The sequence below is a fragment of the Shouchella rhizosphaerae genome (assembly GCF_900142675.1).
GTDB lineage: Bacteria > Bacillota > Bacilli > Bacillales > Bacillaceae_D > Shouchella > Shouchella rhizosphaerae.
The window spans coordinates 575290-601472 of the sequence record NZ_FRBS01000002.1 but is presented as its reverse complement, the minus strand read 5'-3'; the positions used below and the strand labels follow the sequence as shown (position 1 = coordinate 601472).

The following is a 26183-nucleotide window of genomic DNA, read 5'->3' as shown; positions in this document are numbered from 1 at the left end:
TATATCGCAAATGAACAGGCTCACCTTTTAGAAGGTGAAAGTTGCTTGGATTTGAAGGAGTCGCCTATGCCCACTAAGAAACAGCTTCTTATCGTATGTGTATTTTTACTTGCTCTGCTTATTATTCGTTTAGTGTGGAACGCGATGACAGGTTTGCCAGATCAGCCAACCGCTAAAAACGGCGTACTCGACTTAAGCGATTTTGCTTTTTCCCAACCTGGTTATGTGTCACTGGAAGGCGAATGGAAATTTATCCCTTTACACAGCGAGGAACAGGCACTTAAAACGATCCCAGGGCCGACGGAACTGGAACTGCAAGGTACGTACCAGCTCGATCTGCAAGTACAAGATACTGAGCGCTATTATGGATTTTATATTCATTTGCCTCATGGGATTCTTTCAGTGTCAGCAAATGGGCAACGCTTGTATCAAACCTCTACGCAAAACCGACAAATGTCGCCGACCGTTCTTGCCTCTATCCAGCCTGATGAGAACGGACTGATCCGGCTAACGTTTCAACTGGAAGAGATTGACCGCCACTCTTGGCTGCCAACGCCTCGTTCGCTTTATTTTGGTCCGAGCGAAAACATAGAGAGAAAAAATGCTATTGAATCGCTTTTACAAATGGCTGTAGCCGCCATCATGCTCATTCATGCCATATATGCCTGTATTTTGAAGGCCATCAAACCTGCAAAAAAGGGCATCCTCTTCTTTGCATTGGCCGCTTTCTTTGCAGCAGCGTCTGTCCTAATATCAGACAACAAAGTACTCGGTTACTTTATTGCGTTAAACAGTGAATGGGATAAGCGCTTGACATATTTATTTTACGCCGGGCTCTCGCTCTCGTTTTTGTTGTTCGTCTTGCGCACATTTGCTCCTTCTTACAAACGGACAGTACGTGTGGCTTCTACACTGTTTGGCCTTTATTTTGTTTATCTTTTACTTGTGCCACTCTCCCTTTTACATAAAACGGGGTTCTTGCTGGCGGTTGCTATTGTGTTTGCATTTAGCACGATCACGTTTATCATGCTGAAAATCGTACAGGCCCAACTAAAAGGGGCTTTGCTGCTCTATTTGGCAGCACTGGCGGTTGCCTCCAACGTCCTATGGATGATGCTTTACCGTTACGTCGATAGTGTTGCTATGCCAACACTAATGTTTTACCCTGTTGATTTAACGGTTGCGTTTCTATGTTTTTCAAGCTTTTGGTTTTTACGGTTTTTCCATGCCGAAGACGAAAATGCGACATTGTTGGCGAAGCTACAACGAGAGTATAAACAGAAGGACCAATTTCTTGCTTCCACATCCCATGAAATGCGGAACCCATTACACGGGATGATGAACATCGCCCAAACTGTCGCAACAGAAAACAAACAAGTTCTTGACCAAAAAAGCCAACAAAGTTTAGAGTTGCTCGTTTCAATAGGCCGTCGCATGTCTTACTTGCTTAATGATTTAATCGACCTAGCTGTATTTAAAGAGCGAAAGTTGACATTGCAACAAGAAGCTATCCAACTTGAGCCAATCATTCGCCGGACTTTGGATACGTTGAACTTCTTAATCGACAATGAAAAAACCCGTTTCGTTGTCGCTATCCCGAACGATTTTCCGCTTGTGTTTGCCGACGCCAATCGCGTAAGCCAAATTTTGTTTAACTTGCTTCACAATGCCGGCAAGTTCACGAACGAAGGCACAATCACGATTGCCGCTTCCCATTCAGGGAAGCTGGCAACGATCCGCGTCATCGACACAGGATTAGGAATGGACCAAAGCACAAAGGCACGCATTTTTGAACCATACGAACAAGGGGCAAATGCTGACAACGAAGGATTAGGGCTTGGACTAGCGATTTGCAAAGAGCTCGTAGAAATGCATGGCGGTCAAATCAACGTCGTCTCTTCGCCTGGCCAAGGTTCAAGCTTTTCCTTCACGTTGCCATTAGCAAAAAGCGCCAACCATCAAGCCATCGCCACCGCCCTAACGACTGAACAACCAAACGAAGTTGCCGCTGCCGAAGCGCCACAACAGCCTGAGAGGGAAGCGCCATTTCGGATACTCGCTGTTGACGACGACCCCGTCAACTTAAAAGTGTTGCGCCACGCCCTATCGACAAAGCCATACCAGTTGGTGACAGAGACGTCACCTAAAGCCACGCTGCGGAAAGTAGCAGAAGAACGCTGGGATTTAGTGATTGCTGACGTCATGATGCCGGAAATGTCAGGCCTTGAGCTCGTCAAGCACATCCGCCAAACCTATTCGGTTTCCGAGTTGCCGATTTTGCTCGTTACAGCCCGGATACAGCCAGAAGACATTTACGCAGGCTTCCGCGCCGGGGCAAACGATTATATCGGCAAACCAGTCGATTTGCTCGAACTACAAACACGGATTGAGGCCATGCTCGCCTTAAAGCAATCAATCGAAGACCGATTGCGCCTCGAAGCCGCCTGGCTGCAAGCGCAAATTGAACCACACTTTTTATTTAATACGCTAAACACCATCGCCTCCCTTAGCACCGTTGACACAGACAGGATGCTCGATTTAATCGCTGAATTTGGCCGCTATTTGCGCGCCAGCTTCAACGAAAAAAAACTGTCGCCTGTCATCCCGCTAAGTGAAGAACTCGACTTGCTCCGCTCCTATCTGTACATCGAACAAGAACGATTCGGCGAGCGTCTGCAAGTCAAATGGGCGATTGACGAGCATGTTGATTGCCTGGTGCCGCCTCTTTCCATCCAGCCCCTTGCCGAAAACGCCATCCTTCATGGCATTTTAAAGCAAGAAGCAGGCGGAACATTAGAAGTGCATGTGTACAAAAAAGACGGAAAAGCGCACATCGCGATTAAAGACGACGGAGTCGGCATGGACCAAGACACACTGAATACACTCTTCACCCAAACCAAATCAACGAAAAAAAGCATTGGCCTCGCCAATACGAATTTACGGCTCCAAAAACAACTAGGAAACGGCCTTTCCGTCTCTAGCGAAATCGGCAAAGGCACGACCGTTTCCTTTACAGCGCCCCTTCAGTAACAAAAAGCGGCCATAGCATAAGAATTTGTCTTACGCTATGGCCGCTTTTGTTTTCCAGTAACTTCGCCTGTGCGGCAACGTGGCGAAAGCGGACAAGCCTATGTTTTGATTTCCTAGCCGATTCGCTTCATTTCCACAACTTACAATATATGATGCAGCATACGACATCACCGTACTTCTAATACAAATACGTAGCTTGCATGCCCTTCGTGCCACTCGCCATACAACTCAACAATAACTGAACCCGTCCCCTTATAATCAGCTAACCGCATGTCACCGTCGACAAAACGTCGTTTTCCGTCCTCCCAAATGTGTAAATCCATTGGCTTTGGCGGATGGACTGAACCAAAATCAATTTCAAGATCATCTTCCCCAGCAACAGCAATTGACTCCATATGCTTCGCCTGCTCAGGAGGAGGAGCAATGTCAACTTCAGTACTTGTCACGGTGCCACTGCTATTTTCAACTCCCCAGGAATAAGCGCCAAGCGCTGGTTGAAATGGTTCGTTGCCGATTGTGATCGTGGGAATAGGAGGCTCTTTTACACCGGCTTCAAATTTCGATTTTTCTTCTATTTCTTGTCCTCCCGCTGCAAACATGCCACACCCAGCTACAGCAGCGCTCAGCCATACAAAGAGAAAAGCCACTCCCAGCTTTTTTGCCATCCCTCTATCGCTCCCTTGAATGGTTGTTTTAGCGTCTCACGTTCATTTGCTACACATGCTATGCTCCATTCATTTTGCTATTATTCTTTTTCTAGTAGCCAACTTCCTTCTTTTGCTTTGATGACCTAAAGGAAGAGGCGTTTCTTGCAGCAATGGGAAATATAGGGGAGCGAGTAAGAACTTTGATCGAAAAACGTACGGCCTAACCTGTTAAGATGGAAAAGCCGCAAACGATGAAGAAACGGCGTTGCTTTGTCCGCCGTTCCAAAAAAGTCGAGCTGCCATTCTGGCGGTGCGCCATTGTTTCCAGGCAAACCCCGCAGTTGGCAAATCGTTTATATGTGGGCAAGGCGCTTTTAGAAAATCTGAGCGAAGCCGTACCCTAAGTTGCTTAAACATATTCCCTTCTTGTTGGATAACGGCGATGGCTCCCTCCTCTCCCCCACCATGTTGTTCATTTTTTCACATTAATGGCTGTTCACTTCTTTGCTTTTAAGTGTGAAGTACGTCACTGCGAACCCTATTCCAATCGATAAGACAATGCCAAGAATTGCGAACCAGAAGTACGGCCCGACATAAGCGACAAGGCTGACAATACTCGAAAGAATATATCCATAAATGCGGACGCCAAGAAGCGCAAAGAACGTCGCACCAGCCATGCTGGCAATTGTACAAGCAATAAACGCTTTTTTGTATTTAATTAACACCCCAAATAGTGCAGGTTCCGTGATACCAAGCAAAGCAGATACACCAGCCGACAAGACAACCGATTTTTCCTTTTTGCTTTTTGATTTGAAAAAGACCGCAAACGTGGCCCCTGCAATCGCCATATTTGTCATTAAGAACATCGGCATCATCATATCAAAGCCGTTGTCAGCGAAATTTTGCAAAGCAATGGGCGTCATCGCATGGTGCATGCCAAACACAATCGCAATCGGACGAATGCCGCCAACTACTACACCTGCTAAAATAGGCGAAAGATTAAACAACAGTTCAATAAACGAAGCAAGCAAGCTGCCGACATACGCACCTAAGGGACCTGTGGCAATGAGCGCAAATGGAATCGCAATGAACAGCGTTAACGTCGGTGTAAATACCGTGCGCAGCACATTTGGCATATATTGATCAACGTATTTGTTAATATAGCTTAACGCCCAAACAGACAGGATGATCGGAATAACCGTTGCACTATAGTTAATGACCGGAACAGGCAGTCCCATAAAACTGAATTGGGTCACTTCCCCTAGTTTCGCGGCATCCAAAAGCGATGGATACATAAATCCACCTGCGACCGCCAACGCTAAATACGGATTCGTTTTAAATATTTTGGCTGCCGAAGCTGCTAAGAAGAAAGGCAAGAAATAAAACACAGAGCTCGCCACGAGATCAAGAATAATGACGGCATCACTCTCATTCGATAGCACATCCAATGCAATTAGCCCCGCCAAAATTCCTTTGATCATCCCCGCCCCTGCAATCGCAGGCACGATCGGGCCAAACACGCCAGAAACAATGTCTAAAATCGCCCCGAAAAAGCCTTTTTTCTTTGCTGGCTCTGCGCTCGTTTTGTCTTCATCAAGCCCTAGCTCTTCTGTCAGAGCTGCATAGACTTTCTGCACATGCGTGCCAATAACGATTTGGTATTGGTCGTTGGTCAGTTGTTCTCCTACTACGCCCTGTAACTCTTTTATTTGATCACGTTCTATTTTTGAGAAATCATGCAAATCAAACCGAAGTCTGGTCATACAGTGCCATACTTTTTTAATGTTGTCTTGTCCGCCTACATATTGAATGATAAGTGGAATAAGTTCGTTGTCTTTCATAAGAAGCAGCCTTCCTTCACTTTCGAATTTGATGATCATCGACAGGCATATCGTAGCATAAGAGCCCCCGACTGAAAACGTTTCAAAAAATACCAATAAAAACGTAAAATCCTTATTTATCAGTACTTACACAAATATTCATTCGAAATTGGTATGGTAAATACTCGTTTTAGCCGATGCATTTCTAACCAAATTGACCCCTTGTTTTCCATATGCTTTAATCAACAGGAAAACAGGTAGAAACTATGTCCTCATGCCGTTCTATAAAAAGGAATCAATGAGAAGGAGTGCATCCCGTGGAACCAAACATCATTACATCTATTGAAGCATTTGTGACCAATCCCCATCGCCATAATTTTGTGGTGGTGAAAGTCAAGACCAACCTTGGCCTTACTGGCTATGGCTGCGCCACGTTCCAACAGCGACCGCTTCCTGTCAAAATGGTCGTTGACCAGTACTTAACACCGCTTTTGCTCGGGCGTGACGCCCACGATATTGAAGATTTATGGCAAATGATGATGGTGAACGCATACTGGCGCAATGGCCCAATTATGAACAACGCCATTGCTGGCATCGATATGGCGTTGTGGGATATGAAAGCAAAGCTTGCAAACATGCCGCTCTACCAATTATTTGGCGGAAAATCAAAAAGCGCGATTGCTGCATATGCTCATGCGGACGGGCTTACTTTGGAAGAATTGTTCAAAAACGTAGATGCGCTAATCAAGCGAGGGTTTAAACATATTCGTTGCCAACTTGGCAAATATGGCGGCAAAAACCATGACATGCACTTACCAGTAAGACAACTGGAAGGGGAATATTACGATCCTGACATTTACATGAGAGATGTCGTGCGCATGTTTAAAGCGCTGCGTGAAAAATATGGCTATAGCCTCCATTTTCTTCACGATGTCCACGAACGGCTTTCACCGATCCAAGCGATCCAGCTTGCCAAAGAGTTGGAACCGTATAAGCCGTACTTTTTAGAGGACGTTTTGCCCCCTGACCAAAATGAATGGCTCGCCCAACTACGCGCCCAGTGTACAACTCCTATTGCCACAGGCGAACTGTTTAATAACCCAATGGAGTGGAAGCACTTAATTGCCAATCGGCAAATCGATTACATTCGATGCCACGTTTCACAAATAGGCGGAATTACACCTGCATTAAAGCTCGGCGCGTTATGCAGCCAGTTTGGTGTGAAAATTGCCTGGCATGGCCCGTCGGATATGACGCCGATCGGTGTAGCGGTCAACACACACTTGAACATTCACCTCCATCAGGCTGCCATTCAAGAAATCCAAGAACCAGAAGCCATCATTGAGGAAATGTTTCCCGGTTCCGTCCAAGTCAAGCAAGGCTACATTTACCCGATTGATGAAGTTGGCATTGGTGTGTCATTTGACGAAACGTTGGCGCAAAACTACCCAGTCGTGTACCGAAAACATGAGTGGACACAGGCTCGCCTGCCAAACGGAGCGATTCATACGCCATAACGATAAAAGCCTTGCTTGCAGTGTGCAAACAGGGCTTTTATACTAAATGAAACGATTCAGCCTTAGATGAGGGGAGAAACATGAAGAAAAGACAATTTGTCGCCGATGACTTGCTAAGCAAAATTTATCAAAACAAATATGCCCCTGGCGAAAAATTGCCAACGGAGAGAGCCCTCGCCACACACTACCAAGTCTCTCGTTACACAATCCGAAAAGCAATCAAAAAATTAATAAACATCGGCAGTGTACAAGTTGTGCAAGGCTCTGGCATGTTTGTCACAAAAACAATTAGGGAAAGCCCCCTTATTTATAATTCGTTAACCGAAAAGAAATTCAAAGACATTCAATCAACGGTCATTGCCATGCAAAAGAAGAAGATGACGCCTGAAATTGAAAACATATTCGATATGAAAAACGACTTTGTGTGGGAGTTTACACGCGTCCGGATCGTCGATTACCAAAAAGTCCAAATTGAAACAACACAGCTTCCCTGCTCCTATTTCCCTGATCTGACAGAACAAATTGCTGCCGGCTCCGTCCATGAATATGTCCAGCAATGCGGCTACGACATCTCCCACTTTATTACCACTTACAGTGCCGTCAACGTAACAAAAGAACAAGCCAATTTGTTAAATTGCAAAAAAGGCATCGCAGCCATGAAAATTGTCAATCGCGGCATTCTTAACGACGGGCGCGTCTTTGAATACAGCGAGCTTATTAACTTAGACTACGCCGTTTCATACTTCACCCCGTTTAACCGTTTTAAACACCAGTTCAGAAAAAAATAACGAACGAAACCAAACACCAACTAGCTAGCAAAAGCTGTTCGAGGAGCAGGCGTTAGTCCTCCATTCCTGCCCCCGGAACAGCTTTTTTCATGTTGTCTGCGGTCCAATAATCACTCGAGTCTCTTTCATTCTCTTTTAATTGGGTTCTCCCTGGCACAGAATCCTTGTCCGCATTCAATAAGATGACTGCACTTACAGCCATACCAATTACTAGAAGCCCGCCTACACCTAAAACTACTGGTTTTCGTTTTATGGCACATCCACCTCCCCCAAATGCCTTACGTCCATAACCTACTGGTTATTAGGTTGCATACGAACGAGCACGCACTTACGAAGAGTGCGACAAAGACAGTACCATGCCCAACTTGACCTGTTGTTGATTTCAATCCACGCACTCACAAAGAGTGCGACATAGTCAATGATACAGATTGGTGGGAATATATTATATTTCAATCCACGCACTCACAAAGAGTGCGACTATGGGAATATCGATTGAAAAGGTTCTCCCTGCTATTTCAATCCACGCACTCACAAAGAGTGCGACAGCGAAATTCCCCTATTTATTGACAGGAAAACAACAAGTATAGGAAAATGCCGCTCCTTTCTTTTATTCTATCATGGCATACAGACAGCATTTTACCATCATTACACATATTATTTCATATTTAAGCTCTTTTTTGGTGCGGGTGATCTAGGGATTTTATGTGCGCTTGGGGTTCGCACCAAGTGTTTTTTGATCTTCTTTAATCATACTGAATGCTCACAAGGAAACGATTGATGGAGCTCCTCTAACCATTTCTTCTTCCCCACATGAGGTTGTGTATCTGTTTCGCCATTATTGTTTGATATATGTGTGAATTTGGGCCTGATTCTCGCCTGATTAAAACGCTGTCTAGGCGAGTGCCTGAAAACCGTTTCCGCTTCTTCCGGTGCCATTCTTGCCGAGCTTATGTAAAGCGCTTTTCTATCTTCTTAGTTGCTACGATTGCGAAGCAAATAGGTTTCCTGAACGATTCCGTTTATCGTTTGACAAGTGGAAAAATAAAACTTTATGATGAGCGTATAGTTAATGTTCCTAGGGAGAGGATTATTATTAATTTTATCAATCATATAGCAATTATTCCAGACGGAAACAGACGTTGGGCTAAAAAGAAAGGGTTACTTTCTGAAGGCTCACTATATGATAAAGGTGCCGCAAATTTTCAATATATAACGGAAGCATTGTTTAGTAAAGGTGTTAACTATGTTACTTTTTGGGTCAGTTCTGTAGATAATCTTAAAAATAGAGAAAAAAGTTTAGTGAAAGCCATGCATAAATTATATGCTAAAAAATTTACTGAGCTACTGAACGATCCAAAAATCATGGAAAATAAAATAAAAGTCCAGGTTTGTGGAAGTTGGAGAACGTTTTTAGAAAAAGACACCATTGATATTATTGAAAAACTGTTGGTGAAGACCGCTAATAACGACAAGGGCATATTAACATTATTAGTTGCTTATGATGGTAAAATAGAACGCGGGCAAGCTGTCATTTCATTATTAGATGACCATGTGCTAGAAAAAAATATCAATAAGGATCCTCTCACATTTAATTCTTTACTAAAAAAACATTCTTGGACTGGCTATTTACCAAGTGTTGATTTCATTATTCGAACGGGTTCGTGGAATGATCCGCATAATTCAGCCGATTTTTTATCCTTTCTAACAGGAGACTCCCAACTTTATTTTCCTGAAGTTTATTGGCCAGACTTTGATAGCAACTGGTTGGAAAAATCTTTGCAGGAGTATGTATCCAGGGAGCGAAGAAAAGGCTCTTGAAAAAACACAGCCCCAATTTTAAAATCCTTGTTTCTTAACAACACTAAAAGACCTCGATGTGACTTCTGGTCTTTTTGCTATTAAACCTTTCTCGCAAAACATCTTCTTTTTCTTATTAATCTTCTTCACTCGTACCAAAATGTTTGAGGGGAGTCGGTTCCCTTCTAACACCCTTCTCCCCTAAAGGTTGTATCGTCTATTGTTTTGCCATTCTTGCTTGATATGTGTATGAAAACGGGCCTGATCCTTGCTTGATTAAGACGCTGTCTTCGCGCATGTGCCTGAAAACCGTTTCTGCTTCTTCTGATGCAATACTTGCTGGATTTATATTAAGCGCGTTCATTTCTTCTTGGTTTGCTACGGCTGGGAGGCAAATATAAGCGCTTGTGTTTTCCGGTACGGTTCCTTTTATTGTGAGCGTTTCCCCCTGCAAATGCCATTCCGACGCCAGCTTTCCGTATGGTGTTTTAAGGGTGCCCGTTGCATACGTTAGCTTTTCCGTAGGTTTTGGCGCAATGATCGCTGTTTTGTAGCCTGCTTGAACGGCATCAAGCCCAATGATATGTTGGTACATCCAATCACCAATTGAGCCATAAGCGTAATGGTTAAATGAGTTCATGTCTGTGCTCCAGAAGGAACCATCTTCCTTGATGCTGTCCCAATGCTCCCACATCGTTGTAGCGCCTCGATCAACTTGGTAAAGCCAAGACGGATACGTCCGTTGAAACAACAATTCATAGGCGACATCGGTGTAGCCATTGTCTGACAACGCATGGCACAAGTATGGTGTGCCGACAAAACCTGTCGTTAAATGGGTGCCATTTTGGCGGATTAATTCTACAAGCCGTGCCGCAAGCCCTTGCCGTTGTGTTTCTTCTGCTAAACCGAAGTGGAGCGTGAGCACATACGCGGTTTGTGTGTCAGAGTACAGCCTGTTAGGCGCAGTCATGTACGCCTTTTGGTATGCTTGTTTGATTTGCTTAAACAATGCCTTGTATTGATGGTAATCGTCGACTTTGCCAATGACACGGGCCGTTTTTGCAAGAAGCTTTGTGGAATAAGCGTAATAAGCCGAAGCGACTAAATCATTGTCTGTTGCTCCGTAGTAGCTATTTTCCTCGGCATCTAAAGCAAGCCAGTCGCCTAATTGAAATTCATTTTGCCAGAGGAGGCCGTCCTCACTTGTGCTGCGAATATAGTCCACCCATGCTTTCATGCTTTCGTATTGTTCGTAAAGGACTTGTTCGTCTCCAAAGCTCCAGTACAGCGTCCACGGGCAAATAACGGCTGCATCTCCCCAGGCAGCGCATGTGCGGCCTTTGTTCCCTGAGAACTCTCCATTTAAAATATCAGGGACGACAAATGGCACAGAACCGTCTCCACTTTGGTTATAGGCCAAATCGCGAAGCCATTTTTGAAAGAAACGTTTGGTTCCCATATTAAAGTTGGCTGTACGAATGAATATTTGTGCATCCCCTGTCCAGCCAAGCCGCTCATTCCGTTGCGGACAATCGGTTGGCACATCAACAAAATTGCCTTTTTGCCCCCAGAGGATATTATGTTGAAGCTGGTTGATTGACGAATCAGATGTGTGGAAATCGCCTGTTTGCTCCATGTCTGAATGCATAACCAAACCAGTAAAATCGTCGATGCTGACGTCTTCTGAGAAACCGACAAGTTTAACAAACTGGAAGCCTTGGAATGTAAAATGGGGTCTGTATACCGCCTCGCCCTCTCCACTGCAAATATAAGAAACCGTTTGCTCGGCGGCCCGCAAATTAGCACGGTAAAAGTTGCCTTCGTGGTCAAGGACTTCCCCATGAATGAGTTGGAGCTTTTGCCCTTCTTTTCCTCTCACCTTAAATTCAATGACGCCAACCATGTTCTGCCCCATATCTAGAACGAGCTCTTGCTTTGGTGTTCTAAATAACCGCTTTGGTCTTATCTGTTCAATCACTGCAACTGGTTCGTTTTCTTGAGCAACGAGATGGGCTTTTGGGTAAGAAAAAATACGCATGTCGCCGATTTGTTCAAACTGAATTCGCCCATCGTAAGTTTCTCCGTTATATAAATCGGACATTTGAATCGGTGTGGCCAGTTCCCGCCAGCTTTCATCTGTATAAATCCAATCGACTGAACCATCTTCGTATACGAGTCTCAGTTGCAGCAACAATGCATTGGTATTGCCGTACGTATTCTTTTGCCCTTTCCACCCTAAGTAACCGCTATACCAGCCCTCTCCGACAAGAGCACGAAGCTCATTCGTTTCCTTTAGATGGAAGCTGACATCATACGCCTGGTATTGGATCCGATCATGGTAGTTGGTCCATCCTGGCGTTAATGCATAATGGCCGACACGCTGCCCATTTAACATTAATTCGTAAAGTCCTAAGCTTGTAGCATACAAAATCGCCTTTGTGATTGGTTTCTTTGCCTGAAACTGGCGGGCACAAGCAAATGTATTGGCATCGCTATTAGCTGCGCTTGTAATCCAGTCCCCTTTCCACTCAGTGGCTTCCAAAATGCCCATTTCAAAAAAAGAGGCGCCACTCCAATCAGATTTTTCCTCTCCTGCCCATACACGGACACGCCAGTAGTAACGTTTGTATGATTCCAGCGGCGGCCCCTCATAGCGGACAGCAAGCGACTGACTGGAAAAAACACGCTTGGACCATATTGCTTCCTTTCCTTCTGCATCCATGCTTACTTGAATTTCATAACGTGTCTGCTCATAATCAGGTCGATCGCTTTTCGTAATCCAACTAAACTGTGGCGATTGGCGATCTAGGCCGATCGGATTTAGCCTATCCTCACACCGCATTTCTTTCACAGCAATCATTAGCCCGCTCCTCCTTTATCCTTTCACTGCTCCACTTGTCATGCCTTTCATGACAAGCTTATTCAAAAACGTGTACAACAGTAAGATGGGCACAACCGCTAGGGCAATAGAGGCAAAAGTCGGCCCCCATTCTCTTTGTCCATATTCACCGGCAAAGCCCATTAACCCTGTCTGGATCGTCCGAAGATCTGAATCGCGAATAAAGCTCATTGCAAAGATTAAGTCATTCCAGACAAAAAAGAATTGCACAAGAGCGACAGTGACAATCGCGTTTTTAAGCAACGGCAACGCAAGCGTGAAAAAGATTTGGTAAATGGACGCTCCATCCACAACAGCGGCTTCCATTAACTCATTAGGCATCGATTTAAAATAGCTTGCAAATAAAAAGATGGTCAGCGGCAAGCCAAACACCAAATAGACAAGGCCGAGTCCAAACAAGCTATTCAGCAAATTGATATTGAAATAGATTTGGAATAACGGCAGCAAAACAATTTGCACTGGAATCATAATCCCTGCTAAAAACAACAGCATGACTACGTTTTTTAACTTCCAGCGCAACTTTTCAATCGCAAATGCCGCCATTGAACCAAAGAGGACAATGCCTATGAGCGCAGGAAAAGTCACGAAGATGCTATTGCGAAAATAAATGCCCATATTTCCTGTTTTCCACGCTTCTACGTAGTTTCCTAGGTAAAACCCCTCAGGCAACGCATTCATTGAGTTTGTCATAAATTCAGACGGTTCTTTTAACGAAGACAACAACAACCAAATCACTGGATAAACGGTTATAAGCAAAAAGACACCGACCAACCCTTTTCCGAGCACAGATAGCCAAACGCCTCTTTTTTTGCCTGCCCCTATCGTTGCTGCACGTTCAGCAAGCGTTGCTTTCATCGCGATTCCTCCCTTCTAGGCAATGTTCTTTCTGGCGAACCGGTAAATCAATAATGTTACGAGCAAACATATGATGAGCAAATACACGGCAATTGCGCTCCCATACCCATACTCTCCGTAAGAAAAGGCGGTATTGTACATATACATCGTAAGCATTGTGGTACTGTTCCCAGGCCCTCCCCCTGTTAAGGCAACAGCTGATTCAAACACTTTTAGTGTCCCATTTAAACTAAAGATGACGGCTGACAACAAAATCGGCCTAATCATTGGAAGGACAATGCTTGTCACAAGGCGCAACCCGCTAGCCCCGTCGAGCCGTGCTGCTTCAATCACATCATCGGGCACATCGATTAAACCGGCGTAAAGAATGACTGCGTAAAACCCGATAGAGCGCCAAATGTCCATTATGACCAATACGGCAAATGCCGTATCTCCTTGCGCCAGCCATGCTTGGACGTACGAATCTAAATGGAGCGCGGCAAGCAAGTCATTGATCAACCCTAGCTGCGGCGAGAATTCAAAAAGCTTTGAAAACAGCTGGGCAACTGCCACTGCTGGCAAAATAACAGGAAAAAAGACCAATGTTCGTATAAGTGATGAGTGTTTTTTTAAGAAAAAGACAAATAACAACGCCAAGCACAGCCCAAGGGCAACTTGGCCGGTCGTGACAAATGCCGCATAGCGTATGCTTGCAAAGAGGCTATCTAAAAAATGCTTGTCTCTTAAAGCAACCGTATAGTTATCAAACCCAACAAAGTCAAACCCACGAAGCGGCGATCCGGAAAAAAAGGAATAGCCGATCGACCAAATCGTTGGCACAATTAATAATAGAAGATACAAAAGCAACGCTGGCCCCACAAAAAATAGGATTGTTTTTTTATTTCCTAACACTTTATCCATCAAGCGCTCCTCCTTTCAAAGGGCAAGCACGTGCGGCCAACCCTTTCATGTTTTGTCACTCATCAAGGGCACTCATGAACTGTTCTGGAGTCAGCGATCCCTCGATCAACTGCTGTGCATTTGTTTCTGCAAGCTCCTGTTTGCGTGCATTAAATGTTGCTTCAAACCATAAAGCGCTGCTTTCCGCTTGCTCTAGTTCGTCAAGGACAAGCTTGGTTAATGGATCATCGTCATTTGGCTCTATACTTGTCGCCAAACCAGAAACCATCCCATGCTCACTCATCGCCCGGTCTGCATAATGAGTGTACAAATAGGTAAACCATTCCCGTGTCGGCTCATCAAAGCCTGCTTTAGAAAAGACGGTGACGATCCCTGCATTCATCATATAGTCCTCAAGTGTTCCGACACCGCCCTCCACAACAGGCACATTAAAAAAGCCAATGTTCTCTGGCCCGCCTATATGGTTTTGATTTTCGTCATTCATTTCCCCTAATGCCCAGCTGCCCATGTAATACATCGCCGACTGGCCAGTTAAAAACGAAGCCGTTGCCGCATCATAATCCATCGCGTTGACCCCTTGTCCGAAGTAGCCACGTTCACTCATTTCTTGCACCGTTTTTGCGGCTTTAATGAAGCCTTCATCGGTAATCGATAAATCTCCATCTGCTACACGTTGCATCGCATCAACCCCGTAATACCGGACTGCATACGCATTAATAAATCGTGTGATCGGCCAACGGTCTTGTCCTGCTAACGCAAATGGTTGAATCTCATTTTCTAAAAGTACATCGCTGATGGCCATCAGCTCGTCCCACGTCTGTGGTTCTTCTAACCCGAGAGATTGAAAAATCTCTTTGTTGTACCAGAACCCTTCAATATTCAATTCCATTGGAACCGCATACATTTCTCCAGTGTCGCTTAACTGCCGCATTAAATCGAGCGCTGCTGGGCGAACATTATCTAGCAAACCGGCTTCTCCTAACGCTTCTTCAATATTGACAATATAATCACCTGAAATAAGATCATCCAGCTGAGCAGATTCATACACAAACATGTCTGGCAACGCATTGCTTGCCGTTAACAGTTGGATACGCTGAACAAGATCCGATTGCTCAATCGTTTCTAGATCAAGAGATACATCAGGATTGTTCTGCTGGAATTGTTCCATGATCGGCATCACAATACGTGGTTGGCCTTGATTGGCCGTGCGATTTGATAAATAATGAATTTCCCTTTCGCCGCCACTGCTTTCCATTTCTCCACCAGAACTTGATGAACACCCTCCGACGAAAACAATTGAAGCAAGCATCATAAGTGGAAAAGTCAACTGTTTCATTCGTTCCCCTCCTTTTTTATTAGTCTAAGACGGAAAAACGATTTTTGTAAGCGCTTCAAAAATTGGTTTATGTCCGCTTTTTTTAGGTAAAAAAGCATAACCGTGTTTAACGCTTGAATTAGTCAACTCATGTAAGATTTTCATAAATATTGAGAAACTTATTCCTCTCGTATAAATTATAGAAAAGGAGTGATTGCATTGAAGGCAACATTTATCTTTGAAAATGGCGTCTATGTTCAGGAAAGTCCTAGAGATGGAACGCCCGTCCATGTGCTGGCATACTTATACAATTTGATCTATCAAATAGAGACCAATGCAATGGTGTATATTGGGGATGAGAATGACCAAGATACATTTGCGGAAGAGAATTTACACAATGTAAAATCAATTGTGTTTGAATTTGAAGAACAAGATCGGTTTACTAAGGAATAGAATCGAGTGCGAGCGTTTGTCGACAGGATGTTTTTTCGGTCGGGCATCGGTCCATAACAGCCTGTCGATTACCTCGGTTAAACTGAGAACCTTTGGCGACAGGCTAAATTATTCAAGGCTGCGTGAGACCGTCACTAGTCTTGCCTCACGTATATTTCTTTGGTTCAAATAGTCGCCGTAATGTCCTAGACAAACTCATCAGCATATTCCGTCCGTTATTCAGTCCTCCCTTTCGTTTTTAACTCGCTTGGCGTTATCTGGTACTGCTTTTTAAATGTTTCGGAAAAATGGCGGTACGATTGATAGCCAACTTTTTCACTTACATCCATTACTTTTTCACCCATCAGCAACAACTGTTTCGCTATTTCCATCCGGTATTTCGTCACGTATTTGATATATGATACGCCCATTTCCTTTTTAAACAATGTGCTGAAATAGGAAGCGTTCATGCCAATATGTTCCGCTACATGCTCTATCGTTATATCGTGATTATACCGTTCAGCAATAAAAGCCAACGCTTTTCGGATCGCCTGGTGGTTCGCTTTTTCAGGGCGACCACCCCCTTTTTGTTCGAGCTTGCGTTCTTGGACGAGCGCCCGGTCAAGGGCATCTTCGATCATCGGAACTGTGACTGGCTTGACTAAATAATCAAGCACGCCTAGCTTTAATGCCCGCTTGGCATAATGAAAATCAGTATGGGCGCTAAAAAGAAACAATAGCGAATCGGGCGAAATCGGTTTGATTGCTTCTAAAAAATCAAGCCCGTCCATCCCGGGCATCTCAATGTCTGTAAAAATCAAATCAGGTTTTTCCTTCTCTACTAGTACAAGGGCTTCACCACCACTGTGTGCCGTGCCAACTACTTTCGCCCCATTTGCTTCCCAGTCAACCATTTGCACCATGCCTTCTACCATTAATGGTTCATCATCGACAATGATTACCCGAAGCATAAGATCTCTCCCTTTCTAAGTTGTAAACGCACCGTCACCACCGTACCTTGATTGACGGCACTTGCAATCGTCAACCCACTTTTTCCTCCGTAATAAAGCTGAATTCGTTCATGAACATTTTTTAACCCAAATCCGTGCATTGCTTGGGATGTATGTTCCATTCCAACTCCATCGTCTTTAATTTGAAACACGAGTGTATCCCCCTCTACAAAAGCCCGCAGCAAAACGCGGCCAGTGCTTTCCTTCTTTTCTAAGCCATGGATAATCGCATTCTCGATCAGCGGCTGCAGCAATAGTTTAATAATCTCGACATTTAATAAACGGTCATCAATTTCTTCTTTGTATTGGAATTTCCCTCGAAACCGGATGTTTTGAATCGTAATGTAGTGTCGAATATGTTCCAACTCTTTTTGGAGAGGGATGTGTTCTTTTCCGTTGTTCAAGCTAATTTTGAAACTTTCAGATAGTGAGATCGCCATTTGCGCAATCTCGGACTGTTTTTTCATTTTTGCCAGCCAGTAAATAGACGACAACGTATTATATAAAAAATGAGGATTGATTTGCGCCTGCAATAATTTTAGCTCCGCCTCCTTTTCCCGTAGTTTTGCCTCCATTAACCGTTCATTTAGTTGTTTATGTTGGAAAGCAACACGCTTAAATGTTCCATCAATCACTTTTAACTCATCCAACCCTCTTTTTTGTTCATTAGGAGGCCAACCAAATAATTGGATAGCGCTTTCATAAACTTGCGATAAAGGGCCACTTAATCGTCGCGATACAGGGATCATCACAATCATTAACAACACAGACATTCCCCCGCCTAGTGCTAATGTGACAGCGCCAATATTGTTTAGCTGTCCCAGCAATTTGTCCTCGCTTATAACGGAATATAGTTTCCAACCAGAAGCCGAATTTGTATACGCATCGAAAATGTAGTTTTCCGATTCTAATGAGGCTTCATCAACGCCATCGCTTTTGCCGCCATCCGTCCTTGTATCCAAAACTGTATAATCTTCTGACTGAACGATCAAATCACTTTCTTGGCTTGTATTAACATCTTCTAACAGCGACTTATCAATCGTTACTACAAGTAACCCAATCCGATCCAATTTAAATTCTTCTGGATTACGCAACGATTTCACGTAAGAAAATGTATCTTTCTCTTCAGCCAATACATTCTCTGCAAACAGCAACTCACCGCCATTTTCATTTAACGCATCCAAATACCACTTTTTTGTCTGAAAGGTCTGTGCCTCTCTTTCAGCGCTGCCGCCATGGCAGACAGAGCGAAAAAACGCATCAAATAGACAAACCGAATCGACATAACGCTGGTCAACCAAATAATTGGACAATAACCGCTGCAAGTTCCGGTACGTATCAACACCAATCGTCTCGTCTCCTTCGTATACTTGCTCATTGCTTCTGACCAGCTCGTGGCGAATCGAGCGGTCCGCCAATATTAAACGCTGAATGTTCACAATATCTTCCAACGAACGGTCGATCAATTTGCTTGCATTGACTAGTTGCGCTTGATTACGTTCTCTATACGTTTCAATGAGGCTTCGGTCTGCCAACTGTTTAGATACAAACCCGATAAACAAAATAGGCATAATCGAAAACAAAAGAAAGATGATTAAAATTTTGCGCCGAAACCGACTAAGACCAAGAAGCTGATACAATTGCTGAAACAAGCCCACCCCTCCTTTTTGATTTCTTATTATACGCTTTAGAAGTATCTTCGGGTCAACATGACCGTTAACAATAAGGATTCGTTTTAGAGTATGCTCAGTTTATAAAGACCTAAAAAAGGCGTACAGCAATGAGACTGTACACGCTTTTTTAGGTTTTGTTTTCACTTTCAAATCGGCGCCCTTCACACCAATTTATAAACAATTGATAAAATCAATAGGCACGTGACTGTTAGTAATAATCCCTTCGCCAGTTTCATTGGAACTTTCGGTAGGACAAGCAAGCCAACTTGGGAACCGACCGTGGAACCGATCGCCAGTGCGACTGCATACGGCCATTGAAAGAACCCGGTTTGATAGAATACGAGAAAACCACCGACGCAGCTTCCTAAAATTAATACTCGTGTTAGCTGGACTGCTTTTAAATAGGTATGATGTTTTTTCATGTAATACAAAATTCCAAATGTAGAAGAACCGGGACCAAACCCTCCATCATAGGCTGCGATAAACAAAGGAGTCCATGGCCGCCAGCTTTGAGGAGAAAGCGTAACTTCTTCGCCCTTTCTCCCCTTGGCCCAATTCTTGCTTCCCACAGTGACGATCAAGGCAAAGAAAAGCAGCACAAATGCCACGACATTCATCGTTTTTTCTGAAATATATGCGGTAAGCAACGCACCAGCAATCCCTCCGACAAAGGCAGTGGCTACAGTTTTAACGATTGCCTGTATCGTAAGCTGGCGACGATTGACTAAATAAAAGACACTAGACATGGCGGCAATTCCAGAAGAAAACTTATTCGTCGCAATGCTTGTTTGAATCGGAATGCCAGTTAACATCATCGCTGGAACGGTGATCAAACCTCCTCCTCCTGCTAAAGTCCCTATAAAAGAAGACAACATTCCGATCACAACCAAAAGGGCAAGATGATTATCGACTATAGAACGGCCAAAACTAAAACTTATTATCATGAAAACTAGTAATCCATATCGTATGTGTTTCATTAAATACTCCTTTTCAGTTCATTACTTACAGGGTATATAATGAAAACAGATAAATCTAATATATCTTTTTTGTACATTTATAAAAATATTTTATGAAAGGGAGCCGATCATGAACCTTCACGCCTTGCGTATTTTTACGAAAGTGGCTGCTCTGAAAAGTGTAACTAAGGCTGCTGACGCTCTTTCTATCAGTCAACCGGCAGTCACGATTCAAATAAGAAATTTGGAAAAAGAGACGGGACTAAAACTAATAAAAACAGAAGGAAGAGGAATCAACCTTACGAAAGAAGGAGAATTTCTAGTCAAGCGGGCGGAAAGCTTATTCAATATGGAACAAGACATTGAAAATAAGCTCATCCAATTAAAGGATGGAGAATTGCAAGAACTTCATATTTCTTCTACGTCTCTACCAGCCAATTATTTACTCCCAACCTGGTTGGCAAAGTTTAAATTGGCTTATCCGTCTGTAAAAATCAACCTTTCTAGCGGCAATTCCTATCAAGTGGTTGACCAGCTTCTACACTATAAATCGGACATTGCGTTTGTGGTAAAAGAAGAATGGCACCATCCCACCATCCAACTTCATCATCTTATGGATATTGAGTTTTGGTTTATTGTCCCCACAGGGCATAAATATGATGGACAAGAGGTCTCATTGCACGATTTAATGGACGAGCCATTTCTAGTGAGAGAAGAGGGGAGTTCTACAAGAGAAGTCCTTTTTTCCTTATGCAACCTTCATAATGTCCCTGTCCCAAACATTGGCATCCAATTTCACGGGCTTAACGAATCAATCCGATCTGTTCTTGCAGGTTATGGCGCGATGCTTGCCCCCTCACTTGCCGTCAAAGACCATATTCACCGAAATGAACTAGGCAAAGTTCTTGTAAAAGATATCGAGATTAAACGGCCTGTTTACCTTTGTACCCGTAAAGAAGACGCGCATACAATCCATTTATCTAGATTGATCGATTTGATTAATGGCTTTACTAAAGATGATTTTTATTGAATGAAAGGCGTCAGCATTGGTTAGCGCCAAGCGGTAAAAACCAGTGCCTCGGTGTCGATTTTAAAATAAAAACGCCATAACCAGAAGATGTGCCCTTGTCGGAAATGACTATCGCTGGTTGCAGCCAAACAGGAATGACGAAACCGCCAGAAACGTAAACGCGACAACAACAAACAATAAGGCGCCAGCATTCAAGCCAATCAGCGTACCCACTATACGTTGGAAACATTTGACCGACGACAGAAGTGAAAAAATTGATAATTCGTCCTCTTTCTTCCATTGAGCTAAATTCATTTGCTACGGCAGCAGCGTGTTTCAATCCATGCACTCACTAAAAGTGCGACTCAAGCGTCCAATCTTTTGTAGACTGGTAATCCTATTTCAATCCACGCACTCACAAGGAGTGCGACTTAGCCAGCGTAGGGGCTACGGAAAGACTTGCGCTGAATTTCAATCCACGCACTCACAAGGAGTGCGACAACCCGCATTATTTCCGACGATATATTGTTTAATATTTCAATCCACGCACTCACAAGGAGTGCGACCCAGTCAAAATCATTGAAGCCTGACGTGAGCGAAATTTCAATCCACGCACTCACAAGGAGTGCGACAATGATTATTAAAATCAATCAAGAGGAAATCGTTATTTCAATCCACGCACTCACAAGGAGTGCGACGAAAAGCGATTGTTTCATTCTTTACCGAGTTCGGTATTTCAATCCACGCACTCACTAAGAGTGCGACAGGGAGGATATTTGTATCATTAAACCCTGTCATCATTTCAATCCACGCACTCACTAAGAGTGCGACAGCGAAATCCCCGTAATTATTGGAAGTAAAACAATCAATAATAGGAAAAAGCCGCTCTTTTCCTTTATTCTATCATGGCACACAGACAACATTTCACCATTTTTACACATGCTTTTTCATAATTAGGCTCTTTTTTGGTGCGGGTGATCTAGGGGTTTTATGTGCGCTTAGGGTTCGCACCAAAAAAACACCACTTCTATTCTTTTAAATACTAAGAAGGGCAATCAATGTCATTCTCTTCTGCTCTTTTACATGCGCTTGTTCATCAAGGCTGTTCTTAAAATCGGGTTTTAACGATATTCGTTGTGGACGAAAGGAGGTATGAATTGCTTTCTAGAGGTTGAAACGGGTCACCCGTTTACAGTACGGTTAGCTATGTTAAAAAAGTTACACTTTCCCTAGATTAATTATAGCATATAGACACAAGTTATTATAGACTATTCATTCTCATTGACTGCTGCTAAAATTCATTAGAATGTTAAGATTTGAAAGGAGAGATATTGAATGAGTTCTTTGGTTCTTGGTTTTCAGGAAATGGATGAAAAGCAGCTTTTGCTTGTTGGCGGAAAAGGGTTAAATTTAGGGGAATTATCAAAAATTCAAGGAATCCAAGTACCAGAAGGCTTTTGTGTCACAACAACAGGATTTCAAAAAGCCATCAAACAAAACGACACGTTCCAAGCGTTGCTGGCTCAACTGGCCACACTAAAAGTTGAGGACCGGGATCAAATTGGTGAAATTAGCAGGAAGATTCGAGAACTCATTCTAGAAGTAGAAATTCCTTCAGACGTTGTGAAAGCCGTTGCTCACTATCTCTCCCAGTTTGGCGAAAAACATGCTTATGCAGTGCGTTCTAGCGCGACTGCTGAAGATTTGCCACATGCTTCTTTTGCTGGGCAACAAGATACCTTTTTAAATATTATCGGCAAGGATGCGATCTTGCAGCATATCAGCAAATGCTGGGCTTCGCTATTTACGGATCGCGCAGTCATCTACCGTATGCAGAACGGCTTCGATCACAGTCAAGTTTATTTATCCGTAATCGTTCAAAAGATGGTTTTCCCGCAGGCTTCAGGGATTTTATTTACCGCTGATCCAATGACTTCTAACCGAAAGGTGCTATCCATTGATGCCGGTTTTGGACTTGGAGAAGCTCTGGTCTCCGGCTTGGTCTCTGCAGATTGTTATAAAGTACGGGAAGATCAAATTGTCGATAAGAGGATAGCAACCAAAAAATTGGCTATCTATGGACGAGAAGAAGGCGGAACGGAGACTCAACAGATCGATCCTGATCAGCAAAAGACACAAACACTTACTGATCAACAGATTTTACAACTAGCACGCATCGGAAGACAGATCGAAGCGCATTTCGGCCAGCCGCAAGATATCGAATGGTGTTTGGCTAATGATACATTTTATATTGTCCAAAGCCGGCCGATCACTACTCTTTACCCAATCCCTGAAACAAATGATCAAGAAAATCACGTTTATTTATCAGTTGGTCATCAGCAAATGATGACAGATCCGATAAAACCGTTGGGGTTGTCTTTTTACCTGTTAATTACTCCTGCACCTATGCGTAAAGCCGGCGGGCGGTTGTTTGTTGATGTTGCACCTAGGTTAACTACACGTGCCGGCCGGGAAGCCTTATTAAATACCGTGGGATCGGATCCGCTCACAAAAAGCGCACTCATGACCGTAATCGAGCAAGATTATATAAAATTGTTGCCAACGGATCAATCCGCATCAAATCCAGGCAATAGTCATAAAGGTATGTCGGAACAATTCGAGACTGATCCGACAATTGTTTCTAAATTAATTAAGCGCAGTCAAACATCAATCGAACAGTTAAAACAAAACATCCAAGCGAAATCGGGATTGGATTTGTTTGATTTTATTCTGGAAGATATCGAGCAATTAAAGAAGATCTTATTTGACCCGCAAAGTACGGCTGTGTTTATGGCTGCTATTAATGCTACAACATGGATCAACGAAAACATGAACGAGTGGCTAGGCGAAAAAAACGCAGCAGATACGCTTTCTCTATCTGTACCGCATAATATTACTTCGGAAATGGGTCTGGCGCTAATGGATGTCGCGGATGTGATTCGCCCTTACCCAGAAGTGATTGATTATTTGCAGCATGCAATAGAAGACAATTTTCTCGATGAACTGGTTAAGTTTGATGGCGGACAGGAAGCTAGGAACGCTATTGATGCTTATCTTGACAAATACGGAATGCGCTGTCCCGGAGAAATCGATATTACAAGAACTCGTTGGAGTGAAAAACCAATTACACTTGTTCCGATGATTCTTAGTCATATCAACAACTTTGAGCCTAATGAAGGCAATCGAAAGTTTGAGCAAGGCCGGCGCGTTGCTTTAGAAAAAGAACAAGAGTTAATAAATCGATTGAAGCAATTACCGGATGGTGAACAAAAAGCCAAAGAAACAAAACAAAGGATCGACCTCATCCGGAATTTCATCGGCTACCGAGAATATCCAAAATACGGCATAGTAAGTCGCTATTTCGTATATAAGCAGGCTTTATTGAAAGAAGCCGAACAACTCGTACAAGCAGGCGTTATTCAGGAAAAGGAAGATATATACTATCTCACTTTTGAAGAACTTCACGAAGTTGCCCGCACCAAAAAAACAGATGACCAGATCATCAACAAACGGAAAGACGAGTACAAACGATATGAAAAACTAACTCCCCCACGGGTAATCACGTCTGATGGCGAAATCATTACAGGTGCGTACAAGCAAGCAAATTTACCGGCTAATGCGATTGCAGGTCTTGCTGTTTCTACCGGAGTGATAGAAGGAAGAGCTAGTGTCATTTTAAACATCGAGAATGCCGACCTGGAAGATGGCGATATATTAGTCACTTCCTTTACCGACCCAGGCTGGACGCCATTATTTGTATCCATAAAAGGCCTAGTCACCGAAGTTGGCGGACTGATGACCCACGGAGCAGTGATCGCACGTGAATATGGCTTGCCAGCAGTTGTCGGGGTAGAAAATGCCACCAAGCTGATTAAGGATGGACAAAGGATCAGGGTAAACGGAACAGATGGGTATGTAGAGATACTAAATTCATGAATCATAAAAAAGGGCATTCGAATCTTATAAGCCTAATTAGAGCCAGGAGTTGAACTCTTGGCTCTCTTTTTTAAGCGGACGCTATTATCCTTCCATGCCTAGAAAAGCAAATCGTGACTTAGATTAAACGTTTCTCAAATAAAACTCTGTCTTCGTGCGGTCCATCATAGTCGGTATTTACAAAAATACCATCCATCTTTTTGTCTCCCTCTTCAATACAAAATCCCATCTTGGTATGAAAGGCAATTGAAGTTTTATTGACAGGAGAAGTTACACAGCGAACAATACTTCGCCCGTTTTGCTGAACCACATGAAAAAATTGATTGTATAAATGTTTGCCAACGCTTTGCTTTCTGTAATCAGGGTGAACTCCAACAAAATGTATATAGGCTACTTTTTGATGTGATTGAGAAAGGAATCCTATTAGAAAGCCAATAAGTTTTTCATCCTTTTCAGCAATGAAACTTGTATTGCTAAAGTGGTCGAAAAATAATTTGGGCAACTTATCAGACATCTTTCTTCCACCCCACCACTTATTAATTAGTGGAGAAATTACATAAGTAGTCAGAGTCTTTCACTGTACGAATTTCCAATTTCGCTCCCCCCGTATCTAGTCTTTTTAAACATATTACCATTTAGGAAAATTTTATGAGCAATAAAAATGTGGCTACATTTTTGGGGCGCGGGAAATTGGGGAGATTCCGAGAAAAGGGGATTTTTTATGCAAGCTGGGGTCGGAATTCTATAGCTAGAAACTTAGCGACGCACTCGTGTGACAAGGGAGCAAGCGCGAGGGGCTTACTCCCGCCTTTATTTAACCCACGTACTCGCCAGGAGTGTGACGATGGCGACCCTGGTGATTGGGTGCGTAGACGGATTTCAATCCCACGCACTCATAAAAAGAGTGCGACGATAAACGGATGTTCGCTGCGTCAACTCCTAAAATGATTTCAATCCACGCACTCACAAAGAGTGCGACTAACAAAAAGCGCCATGCCGCGCCAAGGGCGTATATTTCAATCCACGCACTCACAAAAAGTGCGACCCTAGCTAACAGGGGGGTAGTAATGTCAGAGACAATTTCAATCCACGCACTCACAAAAAGTGCGACGTTGTGTATACTTAAATTCATCAAGCAGTTGTTTATTTCAATCCACGCACTCACAAAAAGTGCGACAGTAATTGAGATTTTGCATTTTTCCTTGCTAGTTATTTCAATCCACGCACTCACAAAAAGTGCGACTATCTGGCAAAACGCTTCATCGCTGATCCTTTTTGATTTCAATCCACGCACTCACAAAAAGTGCGACTGCGAAATTCCCCTAATTATTGGAAGAAGAACAATCAATAATAGGTAAAAACCGCTCTTTCACTTATCATATCATGGACAACGAGCAACATTTCGCCATTTTCATACATATTTTTTCATAATTAAGCTCTTTTTTGGTGCGGGTGATCTAGGGATTTTATGTGCGCTTGGGGTTCGCACCAAAAAGAACTGCGTATAATACGAAGTAAATGTTGCCTCCTCAACTTTACTACTATTATACTTGTGCCATCTATAGGTTTCTTCAAAAAAGCACCTGTTTGCACTGGCAA

17 protein-coding genes, 1 pseudogene and 2 CRISPR repeat arrays are annotated in these 26183 nt (G+C 43.4%); of the genes and pseudogenes, 7 read left to right on the top strand and 11 right to left on the bottom strand.

Features of this window, described 5'->3' with window-relative positions; genetic code table 11:
* Positions 1–66 precede the first annotated feature (66 nt).
* Positions 67–3030, top strand: a complete 2964-nt coding sequence (locus BUC05_RS08940) for an ATP-binding response regulator (protein WP_035203452.1) — start codon at positions 67–69, stop codon at positions 3028–3030.
* A gap of 167 nt (positions 3031–3197) precedes the next feature.
* On the opposite strand, the gene BUC05_RS08935 is transcribed toward BUC05_RS08940, so the two are convergent.
* Both BUC05_RS08935 and BUC05_RS08925 read right to left on the bottom strand, forming a co-directional pair.
* The gene (locus BUC05_RS08935) at positions 3198–3695 is read right to left on the bottom strand and encodes a hypothetical protein (protein ID WP_035203455.1); all 498 of its coding nucleotides are present in this window, start codon (positions 3693–3695) and stop codon (positions 3198–3200) included.
* Positions 3696–4162: 467 nt separating this feature from the next.
* Positions 4163–5518 carry a PTS transporter subunit EIIC gene (locus tag BUC05_RS08925; protein WP_035203710.1) on the bottom strand — a complete coding sequence of 452 codons (1356 nt, stop codon included), beginning with the start codon at positions 5516–5518 and terminating at the stop codon, positions 4163–4165.
* A gap of 296 nt (positions 5519–5814) precedes the next feature.
* On the opposite strand from BUC05_RS08925, the gene BUC05_RS08920 reads away from it, so the two are divergent.
* From BUC05_RS08920 to BUC05_RS08910, 3 genes are all read left to right on the top strand, one after another.
* Positions 5815–7014: an enolase C-terminal domain-like protein gene (locus BUC05_RS08920; protein WP_035203460.1), complete on the top strand. Its 1200-nt coding sequence runs from the start codon at positions 5815–5817 to the stop codon at positions 7012–7014.
* An 80-nt stretch (positions 7015–7094) separates the two neighbouring features.
* On the top strand, positions 7095–7802 hold the full coding sequence (locus tag BUC05_RS08915; RefSeq protein WP_035203463.1) for a GntR family transcriptional regulator: 708 nt from the start codon (positions 7095–7097) through the stop codon (positions 7800–7802).
* Between the two features lie 900 nt (positions 7803–8702).
* Entirely contained in the window at positions 8703–9620 is a 918-nt protein-coding gene (locus BUC05_RS08910; protein WP_167369565.1) for an undecaprenyl diphosphate synthase family protein, read from the top strand.
* A 196-nt stretch (positions 9621–9816) separates the two neighbouring features.
* Here the strand turns inward: BUC05_RS08910 and BUC05_RS08905 are convergent, their stop codons facing one another.
* From BUC05_RS08905 to BUC05_RS08890, 4 genes are read right to left on the bottom strand one after another with little or no spacing between them, the layout of a single operon-like run.
* A complete protein-coding gene (locus BUC05_RS08905) occupies positions 9817–12459 on the bottom strand; it encodes an alpha-L-rhamnosidase (RefSeq protein ID WP_035203468.1) in 2643 nt (880 codons plus the stop codon).
* A gap of 15 nt (positions 12460–12474) precedes the next feature.
* Entirely contained in the window at positions 12475–13353 is an 879-nt protein-coding gene (locus BUC05_RS08900) for a carbohydrate ABC transporter permease (RefSeq protein ID WP_082369160.1), read from the bottom strand.
* Positions 13354–13368: 15 nt separating this feature from the next.
* Positions 13369–14253 (bottom strand): carbohydrate ABC transporter permease, encoded by an 885-nt coding sequence (locus tag BUC05_RS08895; protein ID WP_035203471.1) that lies wholly within the window; start codon positions 14251–14253, stop codon positions 13369–13371.
* Between the two features lie 55 nt (positions 14254–14308).
* On the bottom strand, positions 14309–15589 hold the full coding sequence (locus tag BUC05_RS08890) for an ABC transporter substrate-binding protein (RefSeq protein WP_035203474.1): 1281 nt from the start codon (positions 15587–15589) through the stop codon (positions 14309–14311).
* Positions 15590–15787: 198 nt separating this feature from the next.
* Here BUC05_RS08890 and BUC05_RS08885 point away from each other — a divergent pair, with 198 nt between their 5' ends.
* Positions 15788–16021: a hypothetical protein gene (locus BUC05_RS08885; RefSeq protein WP_035203477.1), complete on the top strand. Its 234-nt coding sequence runs from the start codon at positions 15788–15790 to the stop codon at positions 16019–16021.
* 215 nt (positions 16022–16236) lie between these two features.
* Here the strand turns inward: BUC05_RS08885 and BUC05_RS08880 are convergent, their stop codons facing one another.
* From BUC05_RS08880 to BUC05_RS08870, 3 genes are all read right to left on the bottom strand, one after another.
* Positions 16237–16971: a response regulator transcription factor gene (locus BUC05_RS08880; RefSeq protein ID WP_035203478.1), complete on the bottom strand. Its 735-nt coding sequence runs from the start codon at positions 16969–16971 to the stop codon at positions 16237–16239.
* Positions 16959–18662: a sensor histidine kinase gene (locus BUC05_RS08875; protein ID WP_051881182.1), complete on the bottom strand. Its 1704-nt coding sequence runs from the start codon at positions 18660–18662 to the stop codon at positions 16959–16961. Before BUC05_RS08875 ends, BUC05_RS08880 begins: the two co-directional genes overlap by 13 nt.
* A 182-nt stretch (positions 18663–18844) precedes the next feature.
* Positions 18845–19660 carry a sulfite exporter TauE/SafE family protein gene (locus BUC05_RS08870; protein ID WP_306203711.1) on the bottom strand — a complete coding sequence of 272 codons (816 nt, stop codon included), beginning with the start codon at positions 19658–19660 and terminating at the stop codon, positions 18845–18847.
* Positions 19661–19769: 109 nt separating this feature from the next.
* Here BUC05_RS08870 and BUC05_RS08865 point away from each other — a divergent pair, with 109 nt between their 5' ends.
* Entirely contained in the window at positions 19770–20669 is a 900-nt protein-coding gene (locus tag BUC05_RS08865) for a LysR family transcriptional regulator (RefSeq protein WP_035203479.1), read from the top strand.
* 10 nt (positions 20670–20679) lie between these two features.
* Here BUC05_RS08865 and BUC05_RS21720 read toward each other — a convergent pair whose 3' ends face one another.
* A complete protein-coding gene (locus tag BUC05_RS21720) occupies positions 20680–20949 on the bottom strand; it encodes a hypothetical protein (RefSeq protein WP_095317616.1) in 270 nt (89 codons plus the stop codon).
* A gap of 32 nt (positions 20950–20981) precedes the next feature.
* A CRISPR array of direct repeats spans positions 20982–21479; the repeat unit is 32 nt; unit sequence ATTTCAATCCACGCACTCACAAGGAGTGCGAC.
* 504 nt (positions 21480–21983) lie between these two features.
* Here BUC05_RS21720 and ppsA point away from each other — a divergent pair.
* A complete protein-coding gene (gene ppsA / locus BUC05_RS08855; protein ID WP_035203481.1) occupies positions 21984–24584 on the top strand; it encodes a phosphoenolpyruvate synthase in 2601 nt (866 codons plus the stop codon).
* Positions 24585–24702: 118 nt separating this feature from the next.
* Here ppsA and BUC05_RS08850 read toward each other — a convergent pair.
* Positions 24703–25177: pseudogene (locus tag BUC05_RS08850) on the bottom strand (GNAT family N-acetyltransferase).
* 354 nt (positions 25178–25531) lie between these two features.
* A CRISPR array of direct repeats spans positions 25532–25894; the repeat unit is 32 nt; unit sequence ATTTCAATCCACGCACTCACAAAAAGTGCGAC.
* Between the last annotated feature and the right edge of the window lie 289 nt (positions 25895–26183).